The sequence below is a fragment of the Pseudomonas sp. CFBP 13711 genome (assembly GCF_014842265.1).
In the GTDB taxonomy this organism is placed as follows: Bacteria; Pseudomonadota; Gammaproteobacteria; order Pseudomonadales; family Pseudomonadaceae; genus Aquipseudomonas.
The window spans coordinates 180,322-201,282 of sequence record NZ_JACYVI010000004.1 but is presented as its reverse complement, the minus strand read 5'-3'; the positions used below and the strand labels follow the sequence as shown (position 1 = coordinate 201,282).

General features: G+C 62.7%; 18 protein-coding genes. 12 read left to right on the top strand and 6 right to left on the bottom strand.

Annotation, left to right across the window (positions count from 1 at the left end; all coding sequences use genetic code 11):
• Nucleotides 1-4 precede the first annotated feature (4 nt).
• The 7 genes from IFT47_RS10055 to IFT47_RS10025 all read left to right on the top strand — a co-directional run bounded on the left by IFT47_RS10055 (nucleotide 5) and on the right by IFT47_RS10025 (nucleotide 7,930).
• On the top strand, nucleotides 5-742 hold the full coding sequence (locus IFT47_RS10055) for a FadR/GntR family transcriptional regulator (protein ID WP_192172789.1): 738 nt from the start codon (nucleotides 5-7) through the stop codon (nucleotides 740-742).
• Nucleotides 739-1,743: an ABC transporter ATP-binding protein gene (locus IFT47_RS10050; protein WP_192172790.1), complete on the top strand. Its 1,005-nt coding sequence runs from the start codon at nucleotides 739-741 to the stop codon at nucleotides 1,741-1,743. Before IFT47_RS10055 ends, IFT47_RS10050 begins: the two co-directional genes overlap by 4 nt.
• Nucleotides 1,740-2,873, top strand: a complete 1,134-nt coding sequence (locus IFT47_RS10045; protein WP_192172791.1) for an ABC transporter ATP-binding protein — start codon at nucleotides 1,740-1,742, stop codon at nucleotides 2,871-2,873. The genes IFT47_RS10050 and IFT47_RS10045 overlap by 4 nt, the downstream gene beginning before the upstream one ends.
• Complete coding sequence (locus tag IFT47_RS10040; protein WP_192172792.1) at nucleotides 2,870-4,369, top strand: ABC transporter substrate-binding protein; 1,500 nt, start codon at nucleotides 2,870-2,872, stop codon at nucleotides 4,367-4,369. The genes IFT47_RS10045 and IFT47_RS10040 overlap by 4 nt, the downstream gene beginning before the upstream one ends.
• Nucleotides 4,370-4,412: 43 nt before the next feature.
• Entirely contained in the window at nucleotides 4,413-5,357 is a 945-nt protein-coding gene (locus tag IFT47_RS10035; RefSeq protein ID WP_037011865.1) for an ABC transporter permease, read from the top strand.
• Entirely contained in the window at nucleotides 5,357-6,265 is a 909-nt protein-coding gene (locus IFT47_RS10030; RefSeq protein WP_244655934.1) for an ABC transporter permease, read from the top strand. The genes IFT47_RS10035 and IFT47_RS10030 overlap by 1 nt, the downstream gene beginning before the upstream one ends.
• A 69-nt stretch (nucleotides 6,266-6,334) precedes the next feature.
• A complete protein-coding gene (locus IFT47_RS10025) occupies nucleotides 6,335-7,930 on the top strand; it encodes a gamma-glutamyltransferase family protein (RefSeq protein ID WP_192172793.1) in 1,596 nt (531 codons plus the stop codon).
• Nucleotides 7,931-8,227: 297 nt separating this feature from the next.
• Here IFT47_RS10025 and IFT47_RS10020 read toward each other — a convergent pair whose 3' ends face one another.
• The 3 genes from IFT47_RS10020 to IFT47_RS10010 form a co-directional block, all read right to left on the bottom strand.
• Complete coding sequence (locus IFT47_RS10020; protein WP_192172794.1) at nucleotides 8,228-8,578, bottom strand: DUF202 domain-containing protein; 351 nt, start codon at nucleotides 8,576-8,578, stop codon at nucleotides 8,228-8,230.
• Nucleotides 8,575-9,003, bottom strand: coding sequence for a YidH family protein (locus tag IFT47_RS10015; RefSeq protein ID WP_192172795.1), 429 nt, complete (start codon nucleotides 9,001-9,003; stop codon nucleotides 8,575-8,577). The genes IFT47_RS10020 and IFT47_RS10015 overlap by 4 nt, the downstream gene beginning before the upstream one ends.
• 603 nt (nucleotides 9,004-9,606) lie before the next feature.
• Nucleotides 9,607-10,920 carry an L-fuconate dehydratase gene (locus tag IFT47_RS10010; RefSeq protein WP_192172796.1) on the bottom strand — a complete coding sequence of 438 codons (1,314 nt, stop codon included), beginning with the start codon at nucleotides 10,918-10,920 and terminating at the stop codon, nucleotides 9,607-9,609.
• A gap of 212 nt (nucleotides 10,921-11,132) precedes the next feature.
• On the opposite strand from IFT47_RS10010, the gene IFT47_RS10005 reads away from it, so the two are divergent.
• The 4 genes from IFT47_RS10005 to IFT47_RS09990 all read left to right on the top strand — a co-directional run bounded on the left by IFT47_RS10005 (nucleotide 11,133) and on the right by IFT47_RS09990 (nucleotide 17,436).
• Nucleotides 11,133-12,086, top strand: a complete 954-nt coding sequence (locus IFT47_RS10005) for a LysR family transcriptional regulator (protein WP_192172797.1) — start codon at nucleotides 11,133-11,135, stop codon at nucleotides 12,084-12,086.
• Between the two features lie 217 nt (nucleotides 12,087-12,303).
• Nucleotides 12,304-13,857 (top strand): UxaA family hydrolase, encoded by a 1,554-nt coding sequence (locus IFT47_RS10000; RefSeq protein ID WP_192172798.1) that lies wholly within the window; start codon nucleotides 12,304-12,306, stop codon nucleotides 13,855-13,857.
• A gap of 295 nt (nucleotides 13,858-14,152) precedes the next feature.
• Nucleotides 14,153-15,478 carry an MFS transporter gene (locus IFT47_RS09995; protein ID WP_192172799.1) on the top strand — a complete coding sequence of 442 codons (1,326 nt, stop codon included), beginning with the start codon at nucleotides 14,153-14,155 and terminating at the stop codon, nucleotides 15,476-15,478.
• 392 nt (nucleotides 15,479-15,870) lie between these two features.
• Complete coding sequence (locus IFT47_RS09990) at nucleotides 15,871-17,436, top strand: sensor domain-containing diguanylate cyclase (RefSeq protein WP_192172800.1); 1,566 nt, start codon at nucleotides 15,871-15,873, stop codon at nucleotides 17,434-17,436.
• Here IFT47_RS09990 and IFT47_RS09985 read toward each other — a convergent pair.
• The 3 genes from IFT47_RS09985 to IFT47_RS09975 form a co-directional block, all read right to left on the bottom strand.
• Nucleotides 17,414-18,196, bottom strand: coding sequence for a DeoR/GlpR family DNA-binding transcription regulator (locus tag IFT47_RS09985; protein ID WP_192172801.1), 783 nt, complete (start codon nucleotides 18,194-18,196; stop codon nucleotides 17,414-17,416). The two genes, IFT47_RS09990 and IFT47_RS09985, sit on opposite strands and share 23 nt — an antisense overlap.
• A gap of 67 nt (nucleotides 18,197-18,263) precedes the next feature.
• Nucleotides 18,264-18,827: a GNAT family N-acetyltransferase gene (locus tag IFT47_RS09980; RefSeq protein WP_192172802.1), complete on the bottom strand. Its 564-nt coding sequence runs from the start codon at nucleotides 18,825-18,827 to the stop codon at nucleotides 18,264-18,266.
• Between the two features lie 29 nt (nucleotides 18,828-18,856).
• Nucleotides 18,857-20,134: a serine/threonine transporter gene (locus tag IFT47_RS09975; RefSeq protein ID WP_192172803.1), complete on the bottom strand. Its 1,278-nt coding sequence runs from the start codon at nucleotides 20,132-20,134 to the stop codon at nucleotides 18,857-18,859.
• Between the two features lie 357 nt (nucleotides 20,135-20,491).
• Between IFT47_RS09975 and IFT47_RS09970 the strand changes: the two genes are divergently transcribed.
• A complete protein-coding gene (locus IFT47_RS09970; protein ID WP_192172804.1) occupies nucleotides 20,492-20,941 on the top strand; it encodes an SgcJ/EcaC family oxidoreductase in 450 nt (149 codons plus the stop codon).
• Nucleotides 20,942-20,961 lie beyond the last annotated feature (20 nt).

The following is a 20,961-nucleotide window of genomic DNA, read 5'->3' as shown; positions in this document are numbered from 1 at the left end:
GCAGATGGACAGCATCGACACCGACGCAACCCACGACACTTCGTCGAAGATGGCCCTCGACGCGCTGCGCCAGCTGATTGCGCAGCAGGCGGCGTTTCCCCAGCGGCCATTGCCGACCGAGCGCGACCTGGCGGTGGATTTCGGCGTCAGTCGCCGGGCCATTCGCCGCGCGCTGGCGGTGCTGGAAGCCGAGGGTCATATCTGGCGGCGGCAGGGCAAGGGCACGTTCGTCGGCCCTACCCCGCCGAGCGCGGCCATGAGCTTTGCCAAGCTGTCGAGCCGGACCAATTTCAGCGAGGTCATGGAAGCCCGTATCTATCTGGAGCCGGCATTGGCCTCCTTGGCCGCATTGCGCGCCAGCGGCGAACAGATGGCGATCCTGCGCCGATTGGCCGAGCGCACGACCCATCAGCAACACGCCAGCGAACCCGACGCCGAAGGCATCGAGCTGTGGGACAGCGCCTTGCATCGCGGGATCGCTGAAGCCGCCGGCAACCGGCTGATGCTGGACATATTCGAAATGCTCGACGCGATCCGGCTTGATCCGGCATGGCGCGACCTGCGCCAACGCGCCCGCAACACCGACCGCCTGAGCACCTACAGCCACGATCACCACGACATCATCGGCGCCATCGAAAGTCGCGACCCGGCCAAGGCCGCCACCGCCATGCGCGGTCATCTGCGTGCGCTGCAACAGGCGCTCGATCACGTCATCCAGCAAGACCTCGAGGCCAGCGTATGAGTGCTTCACCCGCGAACACCCCATCGGTACTGAGCGTCAGCGACCTCACCGTGCGCTTCAAGGATGCACCGGCCAACGTCGTCGACGGCGTGTCGTTCGCCATTCAGTCGGGCAAGACCCTGGCCATCGTCGGCGAGTCCGGCTGCGGCAAAAGCGTGACGTCCATGGCATTGATGGGCTTGCTGCCCGACACCGCGACGGTCCAGGCCAGCGCCTCGAACCTGCTGGGCGAGCCGCTGCTGGGCATGTCCGACGAGCGCCTGCTGGACGTACGCGGCAATCGCATGGCGATGATCTTTCAGGAGCCGATGACCTCGCTCAATCCGGTGTTCACCATCGGCGATCAGATTGCCGAAAGCGTGATTCGCCACCAGGGCCTGTCCGCCAGCGCCGCCCGCCAGCGCGCGCTGGAAATGCTGGAAAAGGTCCGCGTGCCCGATGCCCTCCAGCGCCTCGACGCCTACCCCCACGAATTGTCCGGCGGCATGCGTCAGCGCGCGATGATCGCCATGGCGCTGGCCAATGACCCCGCGCTGATCATCGCCGACGAACCCACCACCGCCCTGGACGTGACCATTCAGGCGCAGATTCTTTCGCTGGTCGCCAGCCTCCAGGCTGAAACCGGCACCTCGATGATGCTCATCACCCACGACCTCGGCGTGGTCGCCGAAGTGGCCGACGAGGTCATCGTGATGTACGCCGGGCGCGTCGTCGAAAGCGGTTCGGTGAAAACCCTGTTCGACGATCCACAGCACCCTTACACCATCGGCCTGATGGGCTCGATGCCCTCGGTCGGCCCCCGCGAAGGGCGGCTGGCAACGATCAATGGACGCGTCCCCACGCCGGCTGAAATGCCCACCGGCTGCCGTTTCGCCAGCCGTTGCCCGTTCGTCATCGGCGCCTGCCGGGAAGCCCGTCCGCCGTTGCTGGAAGTCTCCGCCGGGCATTTCACTGCGTGCATCCGCGTGCCACTTGAACAGCATCTGGGAGTCAGCGCATGAGCCTGTCAGGACAACAGATCGTTGAAGTCGGGAGCGTGGAAACGGCGCTCGACAAACCGATTCTGGAAAGCATCGCGGTGAGCAAGCACTTTCACAGTGAAGCCGGACTGTTCCAGCGCAAGAAGCCGCCGGTGCAGGCGGTCAACGAGGTGTCCCTGGCCGTGCGCCGGGGCGAGACTCTGGCGCTGGTGGGTGAATCCGGCTCGGGCAAATCGACCCTGGGCCGGGTGCTGTTGAACCTGCTCAAGCCCACTGCGGGCGACGTTATTTACGAAGGCCGCAACCTCGGTAATCTGCCCGCCGACAAGCTGCGTCAGGTGCGCCGCGATCTGCAGATCATTTTCCAGGACCCGTTCGCCTCGCTGAACCCGCGCATGAGTGTCGAATCGATCATCGGCGAGCCGATCTGGCTGCACCGCGACGACAGCCGCAGCGCGCGTCAGGACAAGGTTGCCGAGCTGCTGCGCACGGTGGGTCTGGCGCCGGAGCACGGCAGCCGCTTCCCCCACGAATTTTCCGGCGGTCAGCGTCAGCGCATCGGCATCGCCCGGGCGCTGGCTTCGGAGCCACGGCTGATCCTCGGCGACGAACCGGTGTCGGCGCTGGACGTCTCGGTGCAGGCCCAGGTGGTCAATCTGCTGGAAGACCTCAAGCACCAGTTCGGCCTGACCCTGCTGATCGTCGCCCACGGCCTCGCGGTGATCCGCCACATGAGCGACCGCGTGGCCGTGATGTACCTCGGCGAGATCGTCGAACTGGCGCCGGTCAACGCGCTGTTCGAAACGCCGTTTCACCCTTACACCCAGGCGCTGATGGCCGCCGTGCCGGTCAGCCACCCGGACCTGCGTCGCCCGCGCCCGCTGCTCGGCGGTGACATGCCAAGCCCGAGCAAGCCGCCATCCGGTTGCCGCTTTCACACCCGTTGCCCCCACGCGAAAGCGCTGTGCCGGGAAGTGAAGCCGCTCTTCGAAACCATCGAGCCGGGGCGTCAGGCGGCCTGCCATTACTGGCGCGAAATCGCCAACGCCGGCGCCGGTTCGCTGATCGTGCCGACGCCCAGCGCCGCCTACAGCCAGCGCCTGAACCTGTTCAAAAGCCATCAAGCCCTTTCTCTGGAGAGTCAGCCATGAAATTCGCCCACCTGATGACAACCACGTTGTTGCTACTCGCTGCGAATGCGGCTGTCGCCGAAACCACCCTGCGCATCGGCATTCAGGACGACCCTGACATGCTCGACCCGCACCGCTCGCGCACCTACTCGGGGCGTCTGGTCTACACCGCGCTGTGCGACAAGCTGGTCGACGTCAACCCGGACCTGACCTACGCGCCACAACTGGCCACCGCCTGGAATTGGAGCGAGGACGGCAAGACGCTGACCATGACCCTGCGCGACGGCGTGACCTTCCACGACGGCGAGGTGTTCGACGCCGCCGCCGTGAAGTTCAACCTCGACCGCGCCCGCACCCTGCCCGACTCCCTGCGCAAGAGCGAACTGGCGTCGGTGGACAGCGTTGAGGTGATCGACGCGAAAACCGTGGCGATCAAGGTCAAGCAGCCCGACGCGACGCTGATCTCGCAACTGTCGGACCGCGCCGGCATGATGCTCGCACCCAAGGCCTCAGCGACCGACGTGGCCTCCAAGCCGGTGTGTTCCGGGCCGTACAAATTCGTTCAGCGCGTGCAGCAGGACCGCATCGTGCTGGAGCGCTTCGACAACTACTGGAACAAGCAGGCGTACCACTTCGACAAGGTGATTTTCCTGCCGATTCCGGACACCTCGGTGCGCCTGGCGAACCTGCGTTCCGGCGACCTGGACATCATCGAGCGCGTCGCGCCCACCGACGTGAAGACCGCCAAGGCGGACAGCCACGTCCAGGTGTTCAGCACGCCGGGCCTGGGCTACATGCAGTTGATGTACAACACCAACAACGGCGACAAGGCCAACAACCCGCTGGGCAAGGACAAGCGCGTGCGCAAGGCCTTCGAGCTGGCCATCGACCGTGACGCGATCAATCAGGTGGTCTTCGAAGGCCTGTACGCGCCGAGCGCCCAGCCGTTCCCGAAAAACAGCCCGTATTACGACAAGGACCTGCCGGTCCCGACCCGCGACGTCGAAGCCAGCAAAAAACTGCTCGCCGAAGCCGGGGTGAAGACGCCCCTCAGCGTCGAGCTGAAAGTGGCCAACAACCCCATCGCCCAGCAGGTCGGCCAGATCATTCAGGCGATGGCTGAAGAGGCCGGCTTCAAGGTCAATCTGATCGCCACCGAATACGCCACGCTGCTCAGCGAGCAACAGACCGGCAACTTCCAGATCGGCATGAGCGCCTGGTCGGGCCGTCCTGATCCGGATGGTGATATCCACCAGTTCGTGACCTGCAAGGGCGGCCAGAACGACGGGCATTTCTGCGACCCGAAACTCGACGAGCTGCTGAACAAGGCGCGCACCGTGAACGATCGGGCCCAGCGTCAGGCCATCTACTTCGAGGCCCTGCGCCTGCTCGCCGAAGACGTGCCGACCAGCTACCTGTATTTCGATCCACGAATCATCGCGATGCGCAGCAACCTCACCGGTTTCGTGCCCAATCCCGATGGTTTGATTCGCCTGAACAACGTCGCTTTCAAATGACAGCGGCGCCCGTGGACTACCGCTTCGGCCGCGAGGATTCGTCATGCTGACTTTCATCCTGCGACGCCTGCTCAGTGCCATTCCGACGCTGATTCTGGTTTCGCTGTTCGTCTTCACCCTGCAAAAGCTGCTGCCCGGTGATCCGGTCCAGGCCATGGCGGGTGAAGAGCGCGACCCGGCGGTGATGGAATACCTGCGCGAGAAATACCGGCTCAACGACCCGCTGCCGCTGCAATATGTGCACTGGGTCGGCAATGTCCTGCAGGGCGACTTCGGCACTTCACTGCGCACCGAACAACCGGTGACCGTGCTGCTGGCGTCGAAGCTGCCGGTGACCATCGAGCTGGCGGTGCTGGCGTTGATCATCGCGTTGGTGATCGGCATTCCCACCGGGGTGATTTCGGCGGTGCGCAAGGGCACGTCGGTGGACTACGCGGCCAACGTGTTCGCCCTGTCGGGAATCTCCATTCCGCACTTCTGGCTGGGGATTCTGTTGATCATGATCTTCGCCGTGAAGCTGCAGTGGCTGCCGGCTTCGGGCTTCGTGCCGCTGGGTGAAGACGTCGGGCAGAACCTGAAAACCCTGATCCTGCCGGCCTTCGTGCTGGGCGCCGGGCTGTCGGGCGTGCTGATGCGCCACACCCGCAGCGCGATGCTCGAAGTGCTGCGCGCCGACTACGTGCGCACCGCGCGGGCCAAGGGGCTGTTTCCACGGACGGTGATTCTCAAGCACGCCCTGCGCAACGCGCTGATGCCCATCGTCACGCTGACCACGCTGCTGTTCGGCGAACTGCTCGGCGGCGCGGTGCTGACCGAGCAGGTGTTCAGCATTCCCGGCTTCGGCAAGATGATCGTCGATGCCGTGTTCAACCGCGATTACGCCGTGGTGCAGGGCGTGGTGCTGTGCGTCGCGATCGGTTTCCTGCTGCTGAATCTGCTGGCCGACGTGCTCTACCGCCTGATCAATCCGCGTCTGAGGACTGCCTGATGACTTCGATTGCGACCCATCCTTCAGCGCCGCTGAACGCGCCGTCTCAGGCACCGTTGAAAGAACCATTGCGGCCGCGCACCCGTTCGCCGTTCGTGAAGAAATTCCTCGCCAACAAGGGCGCGGTGGTCGGCGCGGTGGTGCTGATCATCTTCATTCTTGCCGCGCTGCTGGCGCCGTGGATTGCGCCCCATGATCCGCTGAAGGCCAACTTCCTCGCCGTGCGCAAGGCGCCTTCGCTGATCTACTGGCTGGGCACCGACGAGCTGGGCCGTGACCTGTTTTCCCGCCTGCTCTGGGGTGCGCGCAGTTCGCTGCTGGCCGGCGGGGTTTCGGTGGCGATTGCCATGGTCATCGGCGTGCCGCTGGGCCTGTTGGCCGGTTACTTCGGCGGCAAACTCGACGCGGTGATTTCGCGCATCATGGAAGCGCTGTTGTCATGTCCGTTTCTGGTGCTGGCGATTGCCCTGGGCGCGTTTCTCGGCCCGAGCCTGAGTAACGCCATGATTGCCATCGGGCTGTCGGCGATGCCGATTTTCTCGCGTCTGACCCGCGGTCAGGTGCTGGCGATCCGTCACGAAGATTACCTGGAAGGCGCCCGTGCCATCGGCCTGCCGGACCGCTGGATCATCCTGCGCTACGTGCTGCCGAACGTGCTCTCGCCGCTGGTGGTGCAAGCGACGCTGACCATCGCCTCGGCGATTCTGGCAGAGGCGAGCCTGTCGTTCCTCGGCCTGGGCCAGCAACCGCCCTCGCCGTCCTGGGGCTCGATGCTCAACACCGCGAAGAACTTCATGGAACAGGCGCCGTGGATGTCCATCGCGCCGGGCGTGGCGATCTACATCACCGTGCTGTGTTTCAACCTGCTGGGCGACGGGCTGCGCGATGCCCTCGATCCGAAAAGCTGACGGATGTATGCCAAAGGGCTCGAAGCTGCGCCTCGATAACCAATCAACTGCCAAGAAGAGAACGACTGCATGTTCGATGATCTGGATTACAGCCAACCCTACGCGTCCGCCCGCTCCCCGGTGATGGGCAACAACATGGTCGCCTGCTCGCAACCGCTGGCCGCACAGGCCGGGCTGGACATGCTGCGTCAGGGCGGCAACGCCGTTGATGCCGCCATCGCCGCCGCCATGGTGCTGACCGTTGTCGAACCCACCGGGTGCGGCATCGGCAGCGACGCCTTTGCCATCGTCTGGGACGGCAAGACGCTGCAGGGCCTGAACGCCTCGGGCCGCTCGCCGAACGCCTGGACGCCGGAGCATTTTGCCGGTCAGCAGGAAATGCCCCAGCGCGGCTGGGCCTCGGTGACGGTGCCGGGAGCAGTGTCGGCCTGGGTCGCGTTGTCCGAGCGCTACGGCAAGCTGCCCTTCGCCACCCTTGCCGCAGCCGCCATCGGCTATGCGCGGGACGGTTATCAGGTCACGCCGATCATTGCCGAACTGTGGCGGCGCGGCGCCGGGCTGCTGAAGGATCAACCGGGCTTTGCCGAGTGCTTCCTGCAAGGCGGCAAAGCGCCAAAGGCCGGCGAGAAAGTCACGCTGAAGGATCACGCGAAAACCCTGGAGCTAATTGCTCAGACCAAGGGCGAAGCGTTCTATCGCGGCGAACTGGCTCAGGCGATGATCACTCACGCTAACGCCAATGGCAGCGTCATGAGCCTTGAGGATCTGGCGAACCACCGGGTGGACTGGATCGACACCTTGTCGGTGCCGTACGCCGGCGCCGTGGTTCACGAACTGCCGCCGAACGGCCAGGGCATCGCCACGCTGGCGGGCCTTGGAATAATGGAAGCGCTGGGCGTGGGTGAGCAGCCGGTGGACAGCGTCGAGACCGTGCACCCTGTGCTGGAAGCGATGAAACTGGCGCTGGCCGACCTCAACCAGCACGTCACCGACAACGATCACATGCGCGTCGCCGCTGAACACATGCTCGACCCAGCCTACCTTCGCGACCGCGCGGCATTGGTCGGCGAACAGGCGCAAGACCCGCTGCATGGCGCGCCCAAGGCCGGCGGCACGGTGTACCTGTCGGCGGCGGACGAGAGCGGCATGATGGTCTCGTTCATCCAGTCGAACTACATGGGTTTCGGTTCCGGTGTGGTGGTGCCGGGCACGGGCATCAGCCTGCAGAATCGCGGTGCGGGTTTTACCCTGGACCCTAATCACGTCAACACCGTGGCACCGGGCAAGCGGCCGTTTCACACCATCATTCCGGGCTTCGTGATGAACGCCGACGGCACGCCGTTGATGTCCTTCGGCCTGATGGGCGGGCCGATGCAAGCCCAGGGGCATTTGCAGATGATGCTGCGCATTCTGCGCTACAAGCAGAACCCCCAAGCCGCCGCCGACGCGCCGCGCTGGCGCATCGAGTCCGGCCTTAAGGTTGCGGTGGAGCGGTCGTTTGATCCGCAGGTGATTGAAGCGCTGCGCGCCAAGGGTCATGACGTGGAGGTTGAAGACCCGAGCGGCGTGTTTGCCTTCGGCGGCGCACAGATCATCCAGCGCACGGCCCATGGGTATGTGGGCGGGACCGATCCGAGGAAAGATGGGTTGGTGGCGGCGTATTGATCTGACAGGGATTTGGTGGAGGCCCCTTCCCGGCTGAAGCCGGTCCCACTCGATCCTACGGCTGACGCAAAACCTGTGGGAGCGAGCTTGCTCGCGAAGGGGCAGGAACGTCCGCAAGATCTTCAGCGGCTGAAATGCCGTCTTCGTGAGCAAGCTCACTCCCACAGGGATCGAGTCAGCTGAGAGATTGCGGCGTGTCAGACAACTGACAGGTCACTGACAGACCTGATTTTGCGGGCAAGGTAGGGCGCCACTCCGATCGCTCCTACAGGGATTTCATTAGACCCATGCCCTTCTTCAGCCAGACACCACCGCAACAATCCCCACCAGACTCAACACCATCACCGTACAACCCAGCACCACCACCTCACGCAACGGCGGTGGGATGCGCTCTTGAGTCATCCCTCGGGCGCTTTTGCGGTAGCGGGCGTTGAGGCCGATCTGGATCAGGATGCCCGCGATCAGGGAAAGGATGACCGGCAGCAGGGCCACCCACCCAAACGGCGGAATCCAGCGCAGGAACAACAGGCACACGCCGATCAACGTCAGCAGCGTGCGGCGCCAGGCCAGCAGTGTGCGTTCGGGTTGCAGGCCGGGATCGTCGTGGCGCAAGGGCGTCGACGATACGGCATGTCCGCGCCGGTTCACGACGCGCCGTAAATCAGAAAGACGATCAGCCCCGCCGCCACCAACGCGCCGCCCAACGACAGAATCGGCACCAGCACTGGCAACGGCAGCGGCTTGCGTTGACGCATCGCCCGCTCGACTTTCAGCCAGCGCACGCAGGCACTGGCGCTCACCAACAAGGCCAGCACCAGCAACGACAGGGCCACGGCCCGACGCAGGCCGGGGCTGAACACGTCGCTGGTGAAGGCTTCGACCGCGATGCCACCGGCGAGAAACGCCAATGCCGTGCGGATCCAGGCGAGAAAGGTGCGTTCGTTGGCGAGGGTGAAGCGCGGGTCAGGCTCGCAGCCGCCACCGAGCAGCGAAGCCGAGAGCCGATCACGCTCCGGCGGCGTGACAGGGGCATGGGCGGGAGGGATGACGTTGCCGGGCTCGGAGGAGTTCATGTCGCACCGTAGTCGGGTAGATGCGACGGATCATACCGGTCATGCCCGGGAAAGGCCCGTGTCCACAGCGACATGGGGGTGTCTGTTGGCGCAGCGCGGGGTTTCTCAAATAGGGCCATGCGCCGATAGACAGGGAGACGATGGACTTGTGGGAGTGACCGGGGTGGCGCTCCACCTTGCTCACGAAGGGGCCAGTACATCCGCTAAATCTTCAGCGGTTGAAACGCAGTCTTCGTGAGCAAGCTCACTCCCACTGGATTTGCATCTATCGCACAATACCCAGCGGCAAGTGATGAACGTGTGGGAGTGAGCTTGCTCACGAAAGGGCCGGTACAGCCGTTGCATCTTCTGTGACTGGAACGCCGCTTTCGCGAGCAAGCTCACTCCCACAGGATTTTGCATCGATCGCACAATATCCAGCGGCAAGTGATGAACTGTGGGAGTGACCGGGGTGGCGCTCCACCTTGCTCACGAAGGGGCCAGTACATCCGCTAAATCTTCAGCGGTTGAAACGCAGTCTTCGTGAGCAAGCTCACTCCCCCAGGGTCTATGTTTGCTGCGCCACCGTGCAGCATCCGTGAGACGGAGTGACCAACATTTAAATCATCTGTTGGCAGCCAGCTCCACCCACACTGCGCCATCGGGATACTGATACCGCTCCAGCGTTTCGGCGTGCATTTCGATGCTGTACCCCGGCCGTTGCGGCGGCATGTAGCGGCCGCGGCGGATGACCACCGGATCAAGGAAATGCTCGTGCAGGTGATCGACGTATTCCAGCACGCGTTTGTCCAGGGAGCCCGATACGGCGATGTAATCGAACATCGAAATATTCTGCACGTATTCGCACAACCCGACGCCGCCGCCGTGGGGGCATACCGGGATGTCGAATTTGGCCGCCATCAGCAGCACGATCAGCACTTCGTTCAGCCCGCCCAGCCGGGCCGCGTCGAGCTGGCAGAAATCCAGAGCGCCGGCCTGGAACATCTGTTTGAACATCACCCGGTTGTGGCAATGCTCGCCGGTCGCCACGCCAATCGGCGCGATGCGCTGACGGATCGTCGCGTGGCCGAGGATGTCATCGGGGTGGGTCGGCTCTTCGATCCACCAAGGCTCGAACGCCGCCAGCCGGCGCATGTTGCTGATCGATTGCTCGACGCTCCAGACCTGATTGGCGTCCATCATCAGCGTGCGCTCCCAGCCCAGTTCGTCCCGCAGGATCGCGGCGCGGCGCATGTCTTCTTCGATGTCCGAGCCGATCTTCTGCTTGATGTGGGTCCAGCCCTCGGCCACGGCTTCGCGGGCGAGACGGCGCATCTTCTCTTCCGAATAACCCAGCCAGCCCGGCGCGGTGGTGTAGCCGGGATAGCCCTCCTCCCGCATCTGCGCCTCGCGCTTCGCTTTGCCCGGCACTTGCCGACGGAGCAAGGCGATGGCTTCTTCCGGGGTGATGGCGTCGGTGACGTAGCTGAAGTCCAGGCACTTAACCAGCTGCTCGGGGGTCATGTCGGCCAGCAGCTTCCAGACCGGGCTGCCCTCGGCCTTGGCCCACAGGTCCCACACCGCATTGACCAGCGCGGCGGTGGCCAGATGGATCACGCCTTTTTCCGGCCCCAGCCAGCGCAACTGGCTGTCGCCTGCGGTGATGCTGTGCCAGAAGGCGCCCATGTCCGCAGTGATCGATTCCAGGCTCAGCCCCACCACGCAGGGCGCCAGGGAGTGAATCGCTGCCGCGCAGATTTCGTTGCCACGGCCGATGGTGAACGTCAGGCCATGGCCCTCCAGCCCGTCGGACGAATCGGTGTGCAGCACGACATAGGCGGCGGAATAGTCCGGCGCGCTGTTCATCGCGTCGGAGCCGTCGAGGGACAGGGAGGTGGGGAAGCGGATGTCGCGGACGGAAATGGACGTGATCTGCATAGTGGGCTCTTATTGTTTGTGGCAATGCATACCTGTAGGAGTGACCGGGGTGGCGTTCCACCTGGCTCGCGATTGCAGCGTGCCAGTCAACGCTTCAGTACCTGATCAATCGCAATCGCGAGCAAGCTCACTCCTACAGTCATAGCCGACTGTAGGCCGAACCGCGATACAGGCATAATCGCCAAATCCTAATCATCGATACCAAATCCGATATGTCAGACACGTCACCCTCCGCCGGTCTGCCTGGCACCTTCCCGATGCTGAAAATGTCCAGCCGGCAGATCGCATTGCTCAACGCGTTGGGCGAACTGGGCAATCTGCGCAAGGCCGCCGCTGCCATTCACACCACCCAGCCTGCCGCCAGCCTGTTGTTGCAACAGCTGGAAGAACGCCTCGGCGTGCAGCTGTTCGAGCGCTTGCCGCGCGGCATGCAGCCGACGCTGTTCGGCGAGGTGATGATTCGCTACGCCCAGGGCGCGCTGCATGAATTCGAATACGCCGAAGCGCAGTTGGCCGAGCTGGCACGAGGGGCGACGGGGATGGTGCGCATCGGCACGGTCATGGGCCCGGTGCCGACGCTGCTGACCCGCGGCGTGCTGGCGTTCAAGACCGCGCACCCGAAAGTGCGCATCGCCCTGGAAGTCGGCACCAGCGATGAGCTGCTGCCAGCGCTGATTCGTGGCGATTTCGATGTGGTGCTGGGCCGGCTGCCCGATCAGCTCGACGGCCAGAGCCTCGACATTCAGCTGTTCGAACAGGGCGAACGCATGCGCATCATCGCCCGGCCGGGGCACCCGCTGGTCGACCACAGCGGCTTGACCCTGACGGAGCTGGCGCCACTAACCTGGATCCTCCACCCCATCGGCAGCCCCATGCGGCGCCAGGTTGAAAACGCGTTGCAGGCGGCGCAATTGATTGAGCCGCTGGACATCATCGAAACCCGCTCGATTCTGGCCACCACCTCGATGCTTGAATCCTCGGACATGGTCGCCGTGGTGCCCAATGACGTCGCCGAGCATTACGCACGTTACGGCATGATCGCCATCCTGCCGGTCGAGCTGCCGCTGAGCATGGCCAATCTTGGGCTGATGACGTCGAAAGCCCGACCGATGTCGGCAGCGGTGAAGGCACTGCTGACATTTCTAAAGTCTCCGATAGCGGCATGAATCGATAACCCTGCGTTATCGCGTAATCGAAACCTTTCATTGGGAAATTACCCGCTGGCTTCATAGAGTGGCTGAAAATCGGCCAACAACGTCCGCGCTTATGAAGCGGCGTCGTGTACGTCGTGAATAACAATAACCGGCCAGCCACGGTGCGCTTCCCACGAGGAGCCGTCGCCTCGCATTGCTGACGCAGGCCGCCACCGTCATGAGAGGCCGCATGGAACTCATTGCCAAAACCGCCGCGTTCGACAGCAGCGCGCTGTTCATCCGCCTGAACCCCCTCGATAACGTGCTGATCGCTCGCCAGGCGCTGAACGAAGGCACGCACCTGGACGAAGAAAACGTCACGGTCTCGCAGCCGATTCCTTCCGGGCACAAGGTCGCGGCGGTCCGGGTCGAGCAGGGTCAGCCGCTGCGGCGTTACGGCCAGATCATCGGCTTCGCTTCACAGCCCATCGAGGCCGGGCAGCACGTGCATGTGCACAACGTCGAGATGGGCGACTTCTCCCGTGACTACGCCTTTGGCGTCGACGCCCACGAGACGCCGAAAACCGAGGCGTTCTTTCAAGGCATCGTGCGCGCCGACGGCCGTGTGGCGACGCGCAACTACATCGGCATTCTCACCTCGGTGAACTGCTCGGCCACCGTGGCCCGGGCCATCGCCGACCGCTTTCGTCGCGATATTTTCCCGGAAGCCCTCGCGGACTACCCCAACATAGACGGCGTGGTCGCGCTGACCCACGGCTCCGGTTGCGCCATCGATTCCAAAGGCGAGGCCATCGACCTGCTGCGTCGCACCCTCGCGGGCTACGCCGTGCACCCGAACTTTGCGGCGGTGCTGGTGGTGGGCCTGGGCTGCGAGACCAATCAGATTCAGGACATGCTCGACAGCCAGGGCCTGAAAGCCAGTGACCAACTGCGCGCATTCACCATTCAGGGTACCGGCGGCACGTCGAAGACCATCGCCAGCGGCATCGCCCAGGTGCAATCGCTGCTGCCCCAGGCCAACCGGATCACCCGGGAAACCGTCAGCGCTCGGCACTTGATCGTCGGTCTGCAATGTGGCGGCTCCGACGGCTATTCCGGCATCACCGCCAACCCGGCGCTGGGCAATGCGGTGGACCGGCTGGTGGCGGCGGGCGGTACGGCGATTCTGTCGGAGACCCCGGAAATCTATGGCGCCGAGCATTTGCTGACGCGGCGGGCGGCCAGTCAGGCCATCGGCGAGAAGCTCGTCCAGCGGATTCACTGGTGGGAGGATTACTGCCAGCGCATGAACGCCGAGCTGAACAACAACCCCTCCGCCGGCAACAAGGCGGGCGGGCTGACGACCATTCTGGAGAAATCCTTAGGCGCCGTGGCCAAGGCCGGCTCGACCAACCTGATGGGCGTGTATGAATACGCCGAAGCCGTTAGCGCCCAAGGCCTGGTGTTCATGGACACCCCCGGCTACGACCCGGTCTCTGCCACGGGGCAAGTGGCCGGCGGCGCTAATCTGATCGCGTTCACCACCGGTCGCGGTTCTGCGTACGGTTGCGCGCCGACGCCGTCGATCAAGCTGGCGACCAATAACCGCGTGTTCGAATTTCAGCAGGAGGACATGGACGTCAATTGTGGCGGCATCGCCGACGGCACCGCGACGATTGAAGAACGCGGCGCGTATGTGCTCCAGATGATGCTGGACATCGCCTCCGGCGCCCGCAGCAAAAGCGAGCAGCACGGTTATGGGCAAAACGAGTTTGTTCCGTGGCACATCGGTGCGGTGACCTGAGGTCTGTCGAGCAATCGACGCTCTTCGTGGGACCGGCTTCAGCCGGGAAGCTTTTCAAACGTCACACCGTAATATGGATGGTGCCCACACCGGCCCCTTCCCGGCTGAAGCCGGTCCCACAGGGAAATGCGTTCGCCTGCTGGACTGCGTTCGCCTGGTAGGACCGGCTTCAGCCGGGAAGCTTTTCAAGCGTCACACCGCAAGATCGAGGGTGCTCAAACCGGCCCCTTCCCGGCTGAAGGCGGTCCTACACGAGCAAAGCTTTCAAGCCTTACAACAATAAAAAAGGTACGCAATGAAATCCCTCAAGACCTATCAGACGATCACCATCGTCTTTCTGATGCTGTTCGGCGTGGTCAATTATCTGGACCGCAGCGCGCTGTCCATTGCCAACACGACGATCCAGAAAGACATGCTCATCAGCCCGTCAGAGATGGGCATTCTGTTGTCGGCGTTCTCGCTGGCCTATGCCTTCGCGCAGTTGCCGATGGGCATGATCATCGACAAGCTCGGCAGCAAGATCGCATTGGGTGGCGCGCTGATGGTGTGGTCTATCGCGCAGACGGCGTCGGGCTTCGTCAACAGCTTCAGCGGCTTCTTCGCCCTGCGCGTTTTGCTGGGGATTGGCGAAGCACCGATGTTTCCGTCAGCCGCCAAAACCCTCAACGAGTGGTTCGAAGAGCACGAGCGCGGCACGCCGACGGGCATCGTCTGGTCGGCAACGTGCATCGGTCCGTGCCTGGCGCCGCCGGTGCTGACGTTGTTCATGGTCAACTTCAGTTGGCGCGGGATGTTCATCATCACCGGCGTGCTCGGCATCGTGCTGTCGCTGTGCTGGCTGATGTTCTACAAAAGCCGTGCGCAGTACCTGAAGGAGCTGGCAGCCGAGGGACGCGAACCGACCGTTCAGGTGGTTCAGGCCGATGCTGCGCCGAAGGCTTCGTTCTTCGCCAGCTGGCTGGACCTGTTCAAGCACCGCAGCACCTGGGGCACGTTCCTCGGTTTCATGGGCGTGATCTACATGCTCTGGCTGCACCTGACTTGGTTGCCCGGCTACTTCCAGCGCGAACACGGCCTCGACCCCTATCAAACCGCCTGGGTGGTGTCGTTCGCTTATGTGTTCGGCGCGATCGGCACCATCGCCGCCGGACGCATCTGCGATCGGCTGGTCAAGCGCGGCGTCGGCGTGCTAAACAGCCGCAAATACACAGTGATTGGCGGGCTGGTGTTTGCCGCCGTGTTCACCCTGCCGCTGACCTTCGTCACCGGCCTGAGCGGTTGCGTCGCCCTGCTCTGCCTGGCGCTGTTCGGCATCAACCTGTCCAGCGCCACGGCGTGGATGGTGGTCAACACCGTGGTCGACACCAAACGCGTGGCGTCCCTGGGGTCGATCCAGAATTTCGGCGGTTACATCGCCGGCTCCATCGCGCCGATCGTCACCGGGTTCAGCGTGCAATATTCCGGCACCTTCGCCACCGCCTTCGCGGTCAGCGCCATTGTCGCGTTGCTGTCGGCAGTCGCCTACTTCGTGCTGCTCAAGGCACCGATCCCCGAACACACCACCACGGCGCAGAAGGACTGGCAGGCGAATCTGGATGAGGTGCAAGGGCGTCGGGTCTGATTGATAACCTGCAACGTATTGCTGGGAACGCACGCGGCCCCAAGAACGCAGTTATAGCCCGGTGAACGCGATCCCTGTAGGAGTGAGCTTGCTCGCGAAGACGGCATTCCACCCGCTGAACATTTAGCGGATGTACTGGCCCCTTAGCGAGCAAGCTCGCTCCCACATGTCAACCTCAGCCAAACTCGCACACGGCCCTATAACCACGTCACGCCCACACCGCAGCACATCTCCCGCAGATGATTTATACGCCATAAATTTCCCTTCAAAATCCCGCACTTGTCCTACGCTGTGAGTCAGACGGGTCGCTGTTGCGATGCTGCGTGTCCGAACGAGAGGATTGTTCGTCACAGTGGCGGGTCTGAAATCGTGGCAGTCAGCGAGGGTGGGGTTTGAGACAGGTAGAAGGATCGGAGTTCGGCGTCAGAAACCGACGACTCAAACGCATGCCGGTGTTGTGGCTGGCGGGGCTGTTTACCTTGTTGGTGTGCATCTCCATCACCAGCATCACCGTCTGGCAGTTACGCCAGACGCGCATGCACGAGCTGGAAATCGCCAATACCAACGTCGCCAACCTTTCGCGCTCGATGGCGCAGCACGCCGATGACGCCTTCGACCAGGCCCACATCGCGGTGTCGTCGGTGGTCGAACGGCTTTCCTTCGATGGCTTCGGCGCCGCCAGTGGTTCGCGCATGCACGACTATCTGCGCGCCACGGCCGCCAGCGTCGAGCAGATCCAGGGCCTGTTCATCTACGACAAGGACGGCAACTGGGCGGCCACCTCTCTCAACCACATGCCGGCCAACGCCAACAACGCGGACCGAGAATATTTCCGCTTTCACCAATCCATCGACAGCACCCTCCCCCATATCGGGGCGGCCATCCAGAGCCGTTCCACCGGTGACTGGATCATCCCGGTGTCGCGACGGGTGAACGATGAGATGGGCAACTTCGCCGGTGTGGTGCTGGCCACCGTCGAGCTGAACTACTTCGAACGGTTCTTCGAGCGCTTCGACATCGGCAAGCATGGTGTCATCACCCTGGCAATGGCCGACGGGACCTTGTTGGCGCGACGCCCGCTTCTCGAAAACGTACGCGGTACGTCCATCGCCGACGGCGAATTGTTCCGTCTTCACGTCAGGGAACACTACGAAGGCACGGCGAACGTCGTGTCGATGCTTGACCACGAACAGCGCCTGTATGGCTACAAGAAACTGGACCGCTACCCGATGGTGGTGCTCGCCGGCCTGTCCCAGCGCGAAGTGCTCGACGAGTGGCGGCAATACGCATGGCGCTCGCTGGCGATCATCATCTGCGTAGTGGTCGCCAACCTGCTGTTTGGCGTCTTGCTGTTCCAGCAGATCCGTTTCGGCCTCAACGCCGAATCACAGCTGCGCATCGCCAGCCACTCGCTGGAAAAACTCGCGCTGCAGGACAGCCTCACCGGCCTGGCCAATCGTCGGCATTTTCAGGAGATCCTCAGCCTGGAATTTCGCAACGGTGAGCCCAACCTGCATCCGCTGAGCCTGATCATGATCGACATCGATTTTTTCAAGAGCTACAACGACAACTACGGCCACGTCGCCGGCGACAAATGCATCGTCGCCGTGGCCGAGTGCATTCGCAGCAACCTCAACCGTACCGGCGACCTGGCGGTGCGCTACGGCGGGGAAGAAATGGCCGTGTTCCTGCCCTACAGCGACGTGCACGGCGCGGTGAGCCTGGCGGAAAAGATCCGGTTGGCCGTGCTCACCCGAGCCCTCGAACATCAGGGCAATCCGATCGGCATCGTCAGCATCAGCCTGGGGGTTTATGGCTGTAAAGCGCAGGAATGCCAGACCATGGAAGACTTCGTCAAACGCGCGGATGCCGCGCTGTATGCCGCCAAGCACCAGGGCCGCAATCGCACCGTGGCCTGGCAGGAATCGACGGTGCTCAGTGCGCTGCCCGCGCCGTAACGATGTGCGCGACCTTGCCGCGAAACAGCTCCAGACGGTCATCGGGCGCGTCGTGTTCGACCACCAGCGCGCCGACTTCCTCGCACTGCGCGACCTGATAGTGAGCGATGCTGGAGAGTTTCTCGTTGATCACCGCCACCGCCACTTGACCGCTGCGCGCCACCACGGCGCGCTTGAACTCGGCGACGTCCATGTCGAACGCGGTTACGCCCTTCAGCGCATCCAACGCACAGGCGCCGAGAAAGCACAGATCGAAATTGAAGTGGGCCAGTTGCTGAATGGTGGTGAAGCCGTAGGTGCTGCCCGCGACGGGGCTCAGCCGCCCGCCGAGCAGAATCACCTCCACCGACGGCAGCTTCATCAGCTCGACGGCGATCAGCGGCGCGTTGGTGGTGACGGTCAACGGCATGTGCGGATCAAGGGCTTTGGCGATCGCCAGATTGGTCGAGCCGCCGTCGATAAACACGTGCTGCCCGACGCTGATCAATCCCGCCGCCGCGATACCCAACTGACGCTTGCGCCCGGGCTCATGCTCGACTCGCGCAGCGATCGGCCCGTCCGACGCCAGAGAAATCGCCCCGCCGTACACACGTTTGCACAGGCCGGCGGACGCCAACGCGCCGAGATCGCGGCGAATGGAATGCTCCGACACATTGAACTCGGCCGCCAGCTCCGCCGCAATCACCCGACCGCGCACGGCCAGACGCTCGGAGATCAAACGCTGACGCTCGCCGGGGAATGCTTCGGGGTTGGCAGACATAAGGCCTCGATAGAGAGCTGAATCGATCAGAAACGAGCAGGATCATGGGGCGCACTCTGGCGCGCTGTCAAACCACAGGCTGGACATGTCCTGACACGCTAAGCGACTTGCAGAAAAACACGTTTGGGTGGGATTCAGCCTGCAGGCGATGTACCGCCATGCCGGTTTCTTCGTAGCCCTGTCGAGGGTAAAACTGCAAGGCACGGGTGTTCCTCGCCCAAACCGTCACCCATATCTTTGAAGCGCCCCTGGCCGCTGCTTCACGTTCCGCGCTGCGGAGCAACTGCCACCCTATCCCATGCCCGGCAAATCGCTCCTGCACATAAAGGCGCTTGAGCTCGGCCGCATGCTGGTCGCTAACCAGAGGGTGACCCGTTTGCAGACAGATCTGCGTAAAGCCGACCAGATGCTCATCGACTTCCGCGAGCAGGAATATGGAGTCAGGCCGCTCGATAATCGAAGAAATGGTTTCGGGCGCGAACGACTCGAGCGCTTCCCGAGCGATGGCGTCACGCACGCCCTCGGTCGCATAGGTATCCATGAACACCTGCATCCCCAACACCGCAATCGTGAGCACATCCGATTGCGTGGCAGGGCGCAGGGTAAAATCGAGTGTGTCGCTGTTGGCCATGTTGCCGCTTCCCTGACTGCGATTGTTGATCACTGCATCAACGAATAAACCAGCGCCGAGATCGAGATCAACCCTATCACCACCACAAACACGTTCGACAGTTTTCCCGCATAGCGGCGCATGGCAGGCACTTTGCGCACGGCGTACATCGGCATGAGGAACAGCAGCGCCGCAATCACCGGGCCGCCGAGGGTTTCGATCATCCCGAGAATGCTCGGGTTGAGGGTTGCCACCAGCCAGCAGACCATCAGCATGAAGCCTGCGGTCAGCCGATCGAGCGTACGTGGCGAAGGACGGCGGCCGGTCTTCATCACCAGACCTTTGAGGCCTTCGCTGGCGCCGATGTAGTGGCCCAGGAACGACTTGGTGATTGCAACGAAAGCAATCAACGGCGCCGCAAACGCGATGGTCGGGTTGCTGAAATGGTTGGCCAGATAGGACAGGATCGACAGGTTCTGCGCCTTGGCTTCCGCCAGTTGCTCCGGCGCCAGGGTCAGCACGCAGCTGAAGACGAAGAACAGCACCATGACCACCATCAGCAGATGGGCACGGGCCAGGATCTGCGCGCTGCGGGGTTCGGCCTGCTCGCCATACTGGCGCTTCTGGTCGACGGCAAAGGCCGAAATGATGGGTGAGTGGTTGAACGAGAACACCATCACCGGAATCGCCAGCCATAGCGTGTGCAGCAGCGCCGAAGGTGCCGGAAGGCTGCTTGCCGTGGTGAGAATGCCGCCGTTCCAGTGGGGAATCAGGAACACCGCGAGGAACAGCAAGGCCACGATAAACGGGTACACCATCAGGCTCATGGCCTTGACGATGATCTGCTCACCGCAACGTACTACCGCCAGCAGGCCGAGGATCAGCACGAACGCCAGCAGCGCTCGCGGCGGCGGCTGCACGTGCAGTTGGTGCTCCATAAAACTGCCAACCGTGTTGGTCAGCGCCACACTGTAGATCAGCAGGATCGGAAACACGGCGAAGAAATACAGCAGCGTGATCAGGGCACCGGCTTTCTTGCCAAAATGCTGCTCGACCACCTCGGTGATGTCCGCGCCATCCCGGCCCGAGAGCACGAACCGGGTCAGCCCGCGGTGCGCATAGAAGGTCATCGGGAAGGCCAGCAGGGCCAGAATCACCAGCGGCCAGAACCCGCCGATACCCGCGTTGATCGGCAGAAACAACGTGCCCGCGCCGATGGCGGTGCCGAACAGTCCGAGCATCCAGGTGGTGTCGTTGCGGTTCCAGGTAGTCACGCTCGCGGGTGCGGCGTCGACGGTGTGTTCGACGCTGTTGGCCTGATCATTCATCCGGTCGATTCTCCGTTGCCGGTGATAGCTACATGGTCAAAAGCGCGTCGAAAAACGTGGCAGTCGGCGCCCCTGACCGGTTCTCTACAGGGAAAGGGGCGCGATTGTCCGGGATTAGAGAGCAGAATCAAAGGCTTGTCGGACCAAAAGCCTGCGGGCCCGGATGATGGAAGTTACAAACCCGCTTAACTTCCTGCACAAATCAGCAACCCTTCTTACCTAACAAACCAGACAATTCCCACACCGAAAACGGACGAATTAGTGTGCGAAACGTATTGTAAATCCATGGGAGTACAACTTCCGTTAACCCTCCATTAGGCTCTCGACCCACATTCAACCGCCCATGGAAGGTCACGCATGCTCAAGACTTTTGCCGTCATCACGTTTCTCACTGCAAGCACTTACGTGAGTGCAAACAACGCTCCCGCACAATGCGCAACACTTGATCAGCAACAAGCGAAAATCCTGTTCGACCGCTGGAACAACGCACTGCAGACTGGCGATTCCCGAAAGGTCGCCGCGAACTACACGCCAGACGCCGTGCTGTTGCCGACCCTCTCCAACCAGCCCAGAACAGACCTTGCCGGCAAAGTCGATTACTTCAATCACTTCCTTAAAAACAAACCGGTCGGCACCCTCGACAGCAGCACTGTTATTACAAGTTGCAACAATGCAATCGATACCGGCCTTTACACGTTTCGTTTCAGCGACAATTCAGAAGTCCAAGCGCGTTACACCTTTACCTACGCACTTGTGAATAACCAATGGCTGATTACCTCCCACCACTCTTCGGCCATGCCGGAGTAGCGAACATTCAGCAAACACTC